Origin of the sequence: Streptomyces griseorubiginosus (genome assembly GCF_036345115.1) — a bacterium.
Classification (GTDB): Bacteria; Actinomycetota; Actinomycetes; order Streptomycetales; family Streptomycetaceae; genus Streptomyces; species Streptomyces griseorubiginosus_C.
In genome coordinates this window covers 5864854-5876801 of sequence record NZ_CP107766.1, presented here as the reverse complement: position 1 = coordinate 5876801, position 11948 = coordinate 5864854, and the positions used below count along the sequence as shown (strand labels likewise).

Sequence of the window (11948 nt, the reverse complement as noted above, 5' to 3'; positions counted from 1 at the left end):
CGCCCCGTTCATGAACGGCGTATGGCAGTCCCGTTGCAGCCCCCACGACCCCCTTGAGCCACCGCCGCCCCCGCCATACGGTCATTCCACTGACCCGGCCGTGTGCCCGAGTGGTTCAGGGACTCGCCTGCAAAGCGAGTTACGCGGGTTCGATTCCCGCCACGGCCTCACGTGCTTGACCAGGCAAAGCGCAAGGGCGGCATCCCAGCAGGGGTGTCGCCCTTGCGCCGTTACTGCCAGCGTGGGCTCGTTGCGATGGTTCGGAGTTGGGTGGGGGTCAGGAGTGGGGTCGTTCGGGTCGCGGGGCCGTTCTGGCTCGTTGCCTGCCACTGCATGAGGGTCACGTAGAGGCCGTCGGGGCGCAGTACGTTCACCGTCTGGTGGCCGGGGGTCGTGCCGGGTGGGGACTGGCGGGACTGGATCAGGGTGCCGTCGGGCAGAGGGGTCGCGCCGGCGAAAACATGCTTGCGGATCTCGGTCGTGGAGGTCTGGCGGGAGACGTGCACCTCGAGCAGGGACTTGCCTCGGCCGTCGTCCACCCACAGCTGCCCGGACTGTCCGCTGCCGGGCGGGGTGGAACGGGTCAGGCCGGTCGGCAGGAGCGCGCTCAGTGTGGCCAGGGCGCGGTTGGCGGGCAGCGTGCCGGTGAAGGTCGGTTTCGGTGTGGCCGGGGCGGTTGTGGACGGGGCTGAGCTGCCGGGGGGCGCGGGGTCCGTCGCTCGTCCGTCGGACAGCAGGCCGGGGCCGAGCGTCGCGCCCAGCCCGACCAGCGCGAGTACCGCAGCCCCGCTCACGCCCAGCACCGCGGCACGGCGGCGGCGCCTGCACCGGCCGTTGCGGACGCCGGCCTGGACAAGTGACGGTGTGTCGGGCGGGGAGATGGTCAGGAGGGTGGTGCGGAGGGCTTCGGTGAAGTCTTCTTCGTGGGGCATGGCGGGTCACCGCGTTTCGGGGTCGGTGCGGAGGGCGAGGTGGGTGCCGCGGCACCGGGGTCAGGGGCTCACGAGCTCGGACGGGTCGTGGCCCAGAAGGTCCCGGATCCGGGCCAGCGCGCGCATGCTCTGGTTGCGTACCGCGCCCGGCCGGATCTGGAGAATCGCGGCGGTCTGCTCGACACTGCGGTCCTCCCAGTAGCGCAGGAGCAGCACGGCCCGGTCCCGGGCGGAGAGCCGGCCGAGCGCGTCGAGCAACGTGACCCGCAGCGTGGCGTCGTGCTCGGGGGCGGCACCGGAGTCCGGCAGGGCGTCGGTGGGCCGCTCGGAGCTGCTGCGCCGGCGGCGGTAGGACAGGTAGGTCCGTACGAGCACGGTGTGGGTGTACGCCGCCGGGTCGTCCACCTGCGCGATCCTGCGCCAGTTGGCATATACCCGGCCCAGTGTGTCCTGCACCAGATCCTCCGCGAGGTGTGCGTCACCGCTGGTGAGCACACACGCTGAGTGGAACAGAGGTGCGGTTCGCGCAGCGGCGAACGCCATGAATTCCTCTTCGTACCGGCGCTTCATCCGAGATCCTGTTCGTCGTCCACACTCTGAAGACGCTGTGGCGGTGGAGTTACGTCCCACCCTGAGAAGCAGGAATCCGTCGGCGCCCTACGCTTGCGGTCGGCAGTGGTGCGAGCGAGGAGGCCGGACGTGTCGGAGACCGTGGCGGGACAGCCCTATCCCGATGGCTTCCGGGTGGGCGAGATGCCCGCTCCGCACCCGCTGCTCGGGCCGGTGCTCGGGTTCCTTGGCCTGTGGCGGGGGCGGGGGCAGGGTGGGTATCCGACGCTCGACGGCGACTTCACGTACGCGCAGGAGGTCAGCTTCCGTCACGACGGGCGTCCCTTCCTCCGCTACGAGGCCCGGGCCTGGCTGCTCGACGGGAACGGGGCGCCGCTGCGTCCGGCGGCCCGGGAGAGCGGATGGTGGCGGCTCCAGGCCGACGGGCGGGTGGAGGCGCTGATCACCCAGCCCACCGGCATCACCGAGATCCTGACCGGACAGGCGGGAGAGGGCGCCGTGGATCTCGAGACGCACACGGTGGCCCTCACCCCCACCGCCAAGCAGGTCACCGCGACCCGCCGCCGGTACACCCTGGCCGGCCGCGACCCCCACACAGAACCCGGCCCCGACGCCGACACCTTCACGTTCGTCCACGACCTCGCCGCGGTCGGGCAGCCCTTGCAGCACCACCTCACCGCCACCCTGCGGCGCGAGGCCGGTCAGAGCACCCCGCCCGCCTCGTCCTGGAACAGTTCCGTCCAGTAGTGCCAGTCCTCGTCCGTCGTCGTGCCCGTCGGGTCGATGGTGGACAGGGCCCGGATCATCGTCTTGGCGACCTGGGCGTAGAGGGTGTTGGTCAGTTCGTGGGCGAGGGACTCGTCTATCCGGCGTTCGCGGTGCAGGAGCCAGAGGGTGAAGGCGAGCGTGGAGATGTCGGTGTTCAGGGGGTGCAGGGTCGCTTCGCGCTCGCTCCAGTTCAGGACCGCGCCCGTCTCCCCGTCGACCACCAGGGTGTTGTCCTCGATGAGGTGACCGAGGACGATCAGGTGATCCGCCCTGGGCGGGAGGGCGACCAGCCGGTCGGCCTGGTGCTCCGCCAGGGTCGGCAGCGGGGCGTCCGGGTCGGTGTGGAAGAGGACGCCGTCCTCCGGCAGGCCCGTCTCCGCGAGGAAACGGCGGGTCGGGGCGTGCGTGAGCGTCGACGGGAAGTCGATGTCCTCGAAGCGGGCGACCATGTTCCGGCCGAACTCGTGGTCCAGGAGGCGCGGCGGGAGATCGAGCGCCAGACCGGAGTCCGTGCCAGGGCCCGCCACCAGGGCCAGGGGGCGGATCAGGGCCGCGATCTTCCAGAACGTCGGCACGTCGCCGCCCGTGCCCTCCTCGAACACCGTCAGCAGCTGGCGCGTCGCCTCCTCCACCGCCGTAGGACCGAAGCGGCCGGCGTAGGAGGCGAACTGGCCGCGTACCTCGGTCAGTTCGTCCGTCGCCGTCGCGAAGCGGACCAGGGTGGGCAGGGAAGGGGCCAGCGGAGTGCGGCCCATGAGGTCGGGGCGGGCGGGGAAGAACGCCGTCGTCGAGACCTCGCCGGTCGCTCCGTCCAGCAGGACCGACTCCCGCTCCCTGCCGTACAGGTCCGTGAGTCCGCCTATCACCAGTTGGTCGCGCAGCTCCTCGCTGAGCCGGCCGCCCGGGTCGGACGTCGAGTCCGCCACGGTCCGCAGGCCCTGGCGGCGCAGCTCCTCGAAGCTGAACAGGTCGCTGTTCCCGGGCAGTCCGGGCCCGCTGAGCCAGCTGCGGGTCGAGGCATGCGTGATGTACGGACGCAGTTCGTCCTCGGTCAGTCTGATCGCCGCTACGGCGGCGTCGGTCGTGCTCATGGTTCCCCCGTGTGCTTCGTACGCAGTCCCCCGGCTGGGCACAGCACGGCGACCCGGTCGGGCCCGGCGCGCGTCCTGCACTGCCCAGAACACTACGCGCCACCACTGACAACGCCCCCGTATCAAGGAGACGTCACAGCACCCTCGCGCGTTCCCGCCCCGCGAGAATCGCCTCCACGGTCTCGGTGGGGGTCTGTCCGGAGGTGTCCAGCCACAGGCCGATCGGCGGCGTCGACGCCCGCAGTGCCCGGTCCAGCGCGGGGACCGTCCAGGCCGCGCCGTCGTAGCCCGTCTTCGCCCGGGCCGCTTCCCGGCCGGCCACCGTCCGCGCGTCCGGCGCCAGGACGACGACGTACAGCGGGCGGGTCCTGACCAGTCGGACGTACCCCGTCAGTTCCTCGCCCAGCACCACGTCCTGGACCACGGCCGTGAACCCGGCGTCGGCGTACGCGTCCGCCGTGGCGGCCGACAGCCGGTAGCGCAGGCGGAGTTGGGAGAGTGCCTCGTCGGAGGCGCCGGGCGTGTACTCCTCGCGCCCGGACACGATCATCCGCCGGAACACGTCCCCGCGCACATGCGCCGCCCGCGGCAACCGCTCTGCCAGCGCCTGGGCGACCGTCGACTTCCCTGCCGCCATCACGCCGGTCACGAGCACGACGCCGTTCACCCGAGCTCCCCCGCCGCCCCGGGCAACTCCCGGCTCACCCGAAACGGACGCCGCCCACCACGGCCGCAGCCCTCACCGCTCCGTCACCACCGCCGCCTGCGGCCGGATCGGCAGCCGGTTCACCGGGCGGCCCGTCGCGGCCCGTACGGCGGAGGCGATCGCCGCCGGGGAGGTGACCACCGGCACCGCGCTGGCCGCCTTCGCACCGAACGGGGCGACCACGTCCCGCTCCTCGACGAGCTTGACGATCCGGATGTCGGGCGCGTCCAGGGCCGTCGGCAGCGCGTACCCGGTGAGGTCCGGGTGCCGGATCAGCCCGCGCGCGCTGCGCAGGTTCTCCGTGAGCGCTATCCCGACGCCCTGCGTGACGCCCGCCTCGATGCGGGCCTCCAGCTGGGCGGGGTTGAGGATCCGGCCGACGTCCTGGGCGAGCGCCAGCTCGACCACGCGGACCGAGCCGAGCTCGATGTCGACGTCGACGACCGCGCGGATCGCGCAGAACGCCATGCCGACGAAGGCGTCACCCTGGCCGGCCTCGTTCAACGGCTCCGTGGGGTGCGGACGGCACTGCGCCGTCGCCCACAGCTCCTTGCCGTCCATGGCCTCGGTGACGGTCGTGGACAGGACGCCGTCGTACGAGGTGATCTTGCCGTCGGTGATCTGGAGCAGCTCGGTGGACATGCCGAACTTGTGCGCCAGGGGCTGGAGCAGCTGGGTGCGGACCATCTTGGCCGCGCGTTCCACCGCGCCGCCGGAGACCCAGGTGTGGCGGCCACGCGCGCCCGCGCCCGCGGGAGGCTGGTCGGTGTCGACGGGGGCCACGTGCACCTCGTCGATACCGAGGGTCTCCTGGACGATCTGCCGGGCCAGCGTGGTGAAGCCCTGACCGGTCTCCACGGCCGCGCAGAGGACCGTCGCGACGCCGTCCTGGACCCGTACGGTCGCCGTGGACACCTCGTCCGCGCCCTCCGCGCCGAGCATGTGCACCATGCCGAGCCCGTAGCCGACGCCCCTGCGGATCGCGCCCGGTTCGCCCGCGCCCTCGGGGCCGCCGGGCAGCAGCCACTCGTCCTCGGGGGTGTCCTTGGGCAGCGCGGGCAGCGGGAAGTCCCGTACGGCCTGGAGCAGTTCGGCGACCGGGGCCGGGCAGGTGACCGTCTGGCCCGTCGGGAGCACGTCCCCCGTCGCCAGTACGTTGCGCAGGCGCAGTTCCGCCGGGTCGACGCCCAGCTTCTTGGCCAGCTTGTCCATCTGCGCCTCGTAGGCGGCGCAGACCTGCATCGCGCCCTCGCCGCGGACATGGCCGGAGGGCGGGTTGTTGGTGCGTACGGCCCAGCCCTCGATGAAGGCGTTCGGGACGACGTACGGCCCGCAGGCGAAGCCCACTGCGGCGGCCAGGGCCTCCGAGGAGGTGTCGGCGTAGGCGCCCGAGTCGAGCAGGATCTGCGCCTCGACCTTGACCAGCTTGCCGTCCGCGTCGGCGTGGTGGCGGTATCTCAGGAGCGTGGGATGACGGTGCACGTGGCCCAGGAAGGACTCCTCGCGCGTGGCCGTCAGTTTCACCGGGCAGCCCGTCTTGAGGGCGAGCAGGCCGAGCGGGAGCTGGAAGCCCTGGTCCTCGCGGTCGGCGGTGGCGCCGGGGACGCCGGTGACGACGACCTTGACGCGTTCGGGCTCCAGGCCGTAGCAGGCGGCGGCGGTGTCGCGGTCGGTGTGCGGGTCGGTGGAGGCGAGGTACAGCTCCACGCCGCCGTCGGGACGGGGCACGGCGAGGCCGGCCTCGGCGCCGATGGGCGCGGGGTCCTGGCGGCCGATGCGGTACTGGCCCTCGACGACGATCTCGCCGGTCACGGAGGGGTCGCCGTGCTGGAGCGGGATGTGGCGGACCAGGTTGCCGTCGGGGTGCAGGGGCTCGGCCTCGAAGGCCAGCTCCGGGTCGGTGACCGGGTCCAGGACCTCGTACTCGACGATGACGGCGGCCGCGGCCATCCGCGCGGTGTCGGGGTGGTCGGCGGCGACGGCCGCGATGGGCTCGCCGTGGTGGCGTACGACCTCGGAGGCGAACACCGGGCGGTCGGCTCTGCCACGGCCGTGCACGGGGCTGCCGGGGACGTCCTCGTGGGTGACGACCGCGCGGACTCCGGGCATCTCACGCGCGTGTGAGGTGTCGATGGACACGATGCGCGCGTGCGCGTGCGGGGAGCGCAGGACGGCGGCCCACAGCAGGCCCTCGGCCCACAGGTCGGCCGCGTAGGGGAAGGTGCCCTCGGTCTTCGCGCGCGCGTCGGCGGGCGGCAGGGAGACGCCGAGGCCGTGCGGAATCGGCTCGGGGGCGGGTGCTGCCTCCGCGGCGGTGGTCGCGGTGGCGGCTTCGTTGGTCACGCCTGGCCTCCGTCCTGTCCCTGTCCGTACGCCTGCTCATGCGGTCCGGAGGTGCCCGGGAATCCCGGCGAGTCGAACGCCGACTGGTGGACGCCGCCGGCCCCGGGGCCCGCCTGGTGCGGAATACGTGCCTCGTCGCCGTCCGTCTCAGCGTCGGCCGCCGCGTGGGCCTCGCGCTCGGCGACGACCTCCTTGACGGCGTCGACGACACCCCGGTAGCCGGAGCAGCGGCAGAGGTTGCCGCACAGCGCCTGGCGGGTCTCCAGCTCGGTGGGGGCGGGGTTGCCCTCCAGCAGGTCGTGCACGGTCATCGCCATGCCCGGCACGCAGAACCCGCACTGCACGGCGCCGCACCGGGCGAGCGCCCGCTGCACGTCCGAGGGGCGGCCGTCCTCGGCGAGTCCCTCGACGGTACGGACCTCGCTGCCGGCGGCGGTCACGGCGGGCACCAGGCAGGAGGCCACGAGCCGCCCGTCGACCTGGACGTTGCAGGCCCCGCACTCGCCCTGCGAGCAGCCGTCCTTGGCGCCGGCGAGCCCGAGCCGCTCACGCAGCACGTAGAGCAGCGACTCACCGATCCAGGCGTCGGTGACGGGCCGGTCGACGCCGTTGACGCGCAGGACGTAGGCGGCGAGGGGGTGTTCCTCGCCGGGGGCCGCGGGGGCCCGGTCGTCCGGGCGCTCGTCGGAGTCGCCCGCGTGCTCCTCGGCGGTGTCCGGTCCCGGCTCGTCGTCGCCGTCGGCGGCGGTGTGCTCCGCGCCGGGCTCGTCGGGGCCGTCAGCGGCTTCTACGGCCCCTTGCGCGTCCTCGGAGGCTCCGGGGCCCCCGGAGGTGCCTCCGGCGCCGGGAGTGGGCTCTGAGGCGGCCGCGGAGGGGCTGTCCTCGTAGGGCTCGACGGAGCCGTCGTGGGGCACGGTGAGGCCGAGGCCGTCGGTGTCACCGTGCGGCCGTGCGGGGTCGTGGGCCGCCACGCCGGGCTCGGCGTGCGGGTGCCCGGTGTGCGCGGCGGACGGCACGGGCGGGTCGTCGTGCCGGTCGTCGGCCCCTCCGACTCCGTCACCGACGGGCACATGCGCGTGGCCGTCGCCGGGCACGCGCGCGTGACCGTCCTCCGGGCCGCCACCGTGACCGCCCTCGAACCCCTCACGACGGCCGTCGTCGAAGCCGTCACCGCGACCGCCATCGAAGCCGTCACCGCGACCGTCCTCGAAGCCGCCCCGGTGGCCGCCGTCGAAGCCTTCGCCGCGCCCGTCCCCGTAGTCCCCGCGCCCGTCCTCGAAGCCTCCGCGCTCGCTCTCGAAGCCACCGTGTCCGTCGCCGTGCGGCACGTGTGTGTGCCCGGTGTCGCCGGGTTCGGCGTGCTCGGGGCCCGCTCCCGCGCCGCCCTGGCCCTGGTCCCCCCACGGCTGCGCCGGCTGGGTCGCCCAGGGCGCGGCCGCGCCGCCCGGCAGGGTGGCCGGCGGGGTGCCGCCCCACTGCTCGACAAGGGACGACGTGGTGAACTCGCCCGATTCGTCCGGGAGGTCGCCACCCGCGACGGGGATCGACCACTGGCCGGTGACGTCGTGGCCGGGGGCGGGGGCCGCCGCGGTGTCCTCGACGTTCCACTGCTGGGTGCTCGCGGGGTTGTACGTGAACTGTCCGGTCTGGCCCGGCGGCACGGCGTTGGCGTCCGGCCAGCCGGAGCCCTCGGCCGGCGCGCCCCACGCGCCCGGGTCGGTCCCGTCGCCCTGGCCCGGAGCGGCCGTTATCCGTGGCGGCACATAGCCGTGACCGGGCGCGGCGAGCGGACTGTCGGCGGAGGCCAGAAGGGCGTCGATGCCCCCTTCGGGCAGCTTGACGAAGGCGGTCGCGCCGTCGTCGTAGTCGCCCTGAGGGAGCGGGTCCCAGCGGCCCGCGGACCGGGGCGTGCCCTCTCCGTGCTGGTCGTCGGTCACGACAGTGCCCTCCCCAGTGCTCGTCGGGCCAGCGCGGCGACGGTGCGCCGCAGGTGCAGAACGGCGGGCGGATGCTGCGGTACGGAACCGTCCGGGGCCGGCGCCGGGTCGGGGATGCAGGCCGCGGCGACGTACTCGCCGAAGGCCTCCAGCGCCTCCGGGACGAGCGCGCGGTTGTTGTCCCAGTCGATGAGCCGGGCCACCCACTGCTCGGCGTCCAGGGGCCGCAGCGGCATCGGCGCTATGGCACCGACGGCGCACCTGACCCCGCGCCGGGCCGGGTCCAGGACCAGCGCGACGGAGGCCATCGCGCGGCCCGGTCCGGTACGCCCCGTGACCTTGAGGAAGACCTGCGGGGCGTGCAGCAGGGGCACGCGCACGAAGCCGATGAGCTCTCCGGCGCGCAGCATCTCCATGCCGGCCAGCAGGTGCGAGACCGGCATCTCGCGGCGGGCGCCGTCCGGGCCCGCGATGATCAGGGTCGCCTCCAGGGCGGCGAGCACGGGCAGCGCGTCGCCCGTCGGGGCCGCGGAGGCGATGTTGCCGCCCAGGGTGCCCGCGTTGCGGATCTGCGGCGGCCCCGCGGCGCGCGCGGCGGCGGCGAGGGCCGGGATGAGGGCGGCGAAGTCGGGGCGGCCCATACGCGCGTGCGTGAGTCCGGCGCCGAGCAGGGCGTGCCCGTCCTGGTACTGCCAGCCGCGGATCTCGCTGATCCGGCCGAGGCCGACGAGGGCGGCGGGCCGGAGCTGTCCGGAGTTGACGGCGGCCATCAGGTCGGTGCCGCCCGCGACGGGCACGGCGGCGGGCATGGCCGTGAGGGCCGCCACCGCCTCGTCCAGCGTCGTGGGCAGCGTGACGGACTGCGCCGCCTGCGGTGCGTGCGTGGTCAAACCGGCTGCCCCTTCCCGCTGCCCCACCTGGTCCTGCCCCGTTGCTGCCGTACGGTACGTGCTGACAGGGCGGACGTGGCAACTCTGGCACATCTTCGCAACACCCGAAGACAGGGGTCCGCTAGGAGGCGTTCGGCGGCATTCGCCCACCCCATCAGGGAGATGGTCCGTTTTCGTCCGGCATCACCGGCACGCACCGATTGACACTCTTCGGTGACGCTTGAGGTCTTTTTCCCCTACCTGTTCGGGGGCGCCCCCTCGATGGGCCGGCCGAGCACCCCGGGCCGTTTCTGCCACGGCAGCGGGCCCGTGGGCGGCCGATAGCCGACGCCCAGGGCGTCAAGTCGCTCGTAGTGGGCGGCCATCCGCCGCTCGAAGTCCGCGAAGTCCCGTTCCGCCGGGGCGGGCAGGGCGCTCCAGGCCACCTCGGCGAAGGCCGCGAGCCGCGGGAACGCCTGGTAGTCCACGCGCGCGTGGTCCTCCATCACCTCGGTCCACAGGTTGGCCTGCGTACCGAGCACATGCGCGGCCTCGGCAGAGGTCAGCTGCGGTGGAACGGGTTCGAAGCGGTACACGTCCTCCAGGGTGCGGACGTAGGCGATCGGCACCGGCTCGTCCTCGCCGGCGTCCTGGCGGTAGTCCAGGTACACGTGCTGCTCGGGGCACATGACGACGTCGTGGCCGGCGCGTGCGGCGGCGATCCCGCCCTGGTAACCGCGCCAGGACGAGACGGCGGCTCCCGGGGCGAGTCCGCCCTCCAGGATCTCGTCCCAGCCGATGAGCCTGCGCCCGCGCGCGGTCAGCCACTTGTCGAAGTGTCCGATGAACCAGGACTGCAACTCGTCCTCGTCCGCGAGGCCGAGTTCCCCGATCCGGGCCTGGACCGAAGGCGACTCCCGCCACTGCTCCTTGGCGCATTCGTCGCCGCCGATGTGAATGAACTCGGAGGGGAACAGCTCCAGCAGTTCCTCGAACACGCCCTCGTAGAAGCGAAGGGTGTTGTCAGTGGGGGCGAGTACGTTCAGGGAGATGCCCCAGTTGTCCCAGACCGACAGGGAGGACGTGTCGATGACATCGGTGTTGCCCAGTTCCGGGTATGCGGCGATGGCCGCCTGCGAGTGTCCCGGTACGTCGATTTCGGGGACGACGGTGATATGCCGTTCGGCTGCGTAGGCGACGATCTCGCGGATGTCGTCCTGGGTGTAGAAGCCACCGTGCGGCTTCTCCTCCCACAGCGGTGAGGCCCGGTGGCCGAATTTGGTACGCGCCCGCCATGAGCCCACCTCGGTGAGCCGGGGGTGCCGCTTGATCTCGACGCGCCAGCCCTGGTCGTCCGTCAAGTGGAAGTGGAACACGTTGAGTTTGTGCGCGGCCATCAGATCGAGGTAGCGCAGGACCCCGTCCTTGGGCATGAAGTGCCGGGCCACGTCGAGCATCAGGCCGCGCCAGCGGAACCGTGGGGAGTCCTCGACGAACGTGCCGGGAAGCTGCCATCGTCGGCCGGGGTCGACGGGCGCCCGCCGGAACGCCTCGCGGCCGAGCAGCTGACGCAGCGTCTGGGCGCCCCAGAACACCCCGGCCGGCCCACCGCCGTGGATGGTGATGTCGTCCCCGTTGACGTAGAGCTTGTAGCCCTCCGGACCGAGATGGCCGGCGTCCTCGGGACTGACCCGCAGCCGGATGGTCTCGCCGTCGTCCCCCGCGCCGGGGGCCAGGGCCAGCCCGGTGACGGCACCGAGCGTGCCGCGCAGCCACCGCGCGGTCGCCTCGGTGCCGGGCCCGGCGTCGAGCACCGTGCTCTCGTCGAGCACGAACCCGCCCACCGTCGGATGCCGCAGGACTCCGGGCACCGGAATCAGTGAAGTCACGTCAGTCCTTTACCGCTCCGCCCAGCCCCGAGACCAGGCGTCGCTGTACGAGTACGAAGAACACCAGCACCGGAATCGTCATGACCGTGGACGCGGCCATGACCCCGCCCCAGTCCGGCTCGTCCGGCTTGTAGAAGACCAGCAGGGCCATCGGCAGCGTCGACTGCGAAGTGTCGCTGATGATGAACGACTTGGCGAAGAGGAAATCGTTCCAGGCCGAGATGAAGGAGAACACACTCGTGGCCACCAGGCCGGGCAGGACGAGCGGGAACAGAATCTGCCACAGGAATCGCGCGCGGCTCGCCCCGTCGATGTACGCGGCTTCTTCCAGGGCCTCCGGTACGGCCTTCACGAACCCCCTCAGCATCCAGATCGCGAAGGGCAGCGAGAAGGCGATGTGGGGCAGGATCAGCGAGCCCAGGGTGTTCAGCAGACCGAAGTCCCGCATCTGGAAGAACAAGGGGATGGTGAGGGCCTCCACGGGCACCATCTGGGCCACCAGAAACATGATCAGCAAGGTGGTCCGGAAGCGGAAGCGGAATCGCGTGACGGCGGTCGCCGCGAGAAACGCGATCAGCGCCGAGATGATCACGACACTGCACGCGACGACAAGGCTGTTGACGAAATACCGACCGAAATCCTGCTGCCCGAACACGCGCCGGAAGGAATCCAGCGAGGGCGCGAGTGTCCAGGGCCGGGGCTCGGTCGACTCGATCTCCCCGGCCGGTTTGAAGGCCCCGAGGACCATCCAGTAGAGGGGGAAGGCGACGACGACCGCGATGAGCAGCGTCGCGGCCTCGGCGGCGGTGCGCCAGGGGCGCCGTAGGAGATTCAGCCGTGGCG

10 protein-coding genes and 1 tRNA gene are annotated in these 11948 nt (G+C 72.6%); 2 read left to right on the top strand and 9 right to left on the bottom strand.

The genetic code is table 11. The annotated features are described in order from the left end of the window. Window positions 1-96: 96 nt before the first annotated feature. Window positions 97-168, top strand: a tRNA-Cys gene (locus OHN19_RS26580). A 62-nt stretch (window positions 169-230) separates the two neighbouring features. Here the strand turns inward: OHN19_RS26580 and OHN19_RS26575 are convergent. Both OHN19_RS26575 and OHN19_RS26570 read right to left on the bottom strand, forming a co-directional pair. Beyond that, window positions 231-932, bottom strand: a complete 702-nt coding sequence (locus OHN19_RS26575; RefSeq protein WP_330266598.1) for a hypothetical protein — start codon at window positions 930-932, stop codon at window positions 231-233. A gap of 60 nt (window positions 933-992) precedes the next feature. After that, window positions 993-1502, bottom strand: coding sequence for a SigE family RNA polymerase sigma factor (locus tag OHN19_RS26570; RefSeq protein ID WP_330266597.1), 510 nt, complete (start codon window positions 1500-1502; stop codon window positions 993-995). A 183-nt stretch (window positions 1503-1685) separates the two neighbouring features. Here OHN19_RS26570 and OHN19_RS26565 point away from each other — a divergent pair, with 183 nt between their 5' ends. Continuing rightward, the gene (locus OHN19_RS26565) at window positions 1686-2249 is read left to right on the top strand and encodes an FABP family protein (RefSeq protein WP_330269718.1); all 564 of its coding nucleotides are present in this window, start codon (window positions 1686-1688) and stop codon (window positions 2247-2249) included. Here OHN19_RS26565 and OHN19_RS26560 read toward each other — a convergent pair. The 7 genes from OHN19_RS26560 to OHN19_RS26530 form a co-directional block, all read right to left on the bottom strand. Next, a complete protein-coding gene (locus OHN19_RS26560; RefSeq protein WP_330266596.1) occupies window positions 2204-3361 on the bottom strand; it encodes an SUKH-4 family immunity protein in 1158 nt (385 codons plus the stop codon). The genes OHN19_RS26565 and OHN19_RS26560 overlap by 46 nt on opposite strands. Window positions 3362-3494: 133 nt before the next feature. Then, the gene (locus OHN19_RS26555; RefSeq protein ID WP_330266595.1) at window positions 3495-4028 is read right to left on the bottom strand and encodes an AAA family ATPase; all 534 of its coding nucleotides are present in this window, start codon (window positions 4026-4028) and stop codon (window positions 3495-3497) included. Window positions 4029-4100: 72 nt separating this feature from the next. Then, window positions 4101-6410, bottom strand: coding sequence for a xanthine dehydrogenase family protein molybdopterin-binding subunit (locus OHN19_RS26550; protein WP_330266594.1), 2310 nt, complete (start codon window positions 6408-6410; stop codon window positions 4101-4103). Next, complete coding sequence (locus OHN19_RS26545; RefSeq protein ID WP_330266593.1) at window positions 6407-8347, bottom strand: (2Fe-2S)-binding protein; 1941 nt, start codon at window positions 8345-8347, stop codon at window positions 6407-6409. Before OHN19_RS26545 ends, OHN19_RS26550 begins: the two co-directional genes overlap by 4 nt. After that, window positions 8344-9237, bottom strand: coding sequence for an FAD binding domain-containing protein (locus OHN19_RS26540; protein ID WP_062245691.1), 894 nt, complete (start codon window positions 9235-9237; stop codon window positions 8344-8346). Before OHN19_RS26540 ends, OHN19_RS26545 begins: the two co-directional genes overlap by 4 nt. 236 nt (window positions 9238-9473) lie before the next feature. Beyond that, the gene (locus OHN19_RS26535; protein ID WP_330266592.1) at window positions 9474-11105 is read right to left on the bottom strand and encodes a beta-N-acetylhexosaminidase; all 1632 of its coding nucleotides are present in this window, start codon (window positions 11103-11105) and stop codon (window positions 9474-9476) included. Between the two features lies 1 nt (window position 11106). Beyond that, window positions 11107-11940, bottom strand: a complete 834-nt coding sequence (locus OHN19_RS26530) for a carbohydrate ABC transporter permease (protein ID WP_330269717.1) — start codon at window positions 11938-11940, stop codon at window positions 11107-11109. Window positions 11941-11948 lie beyond the last annotated feature (8 nt).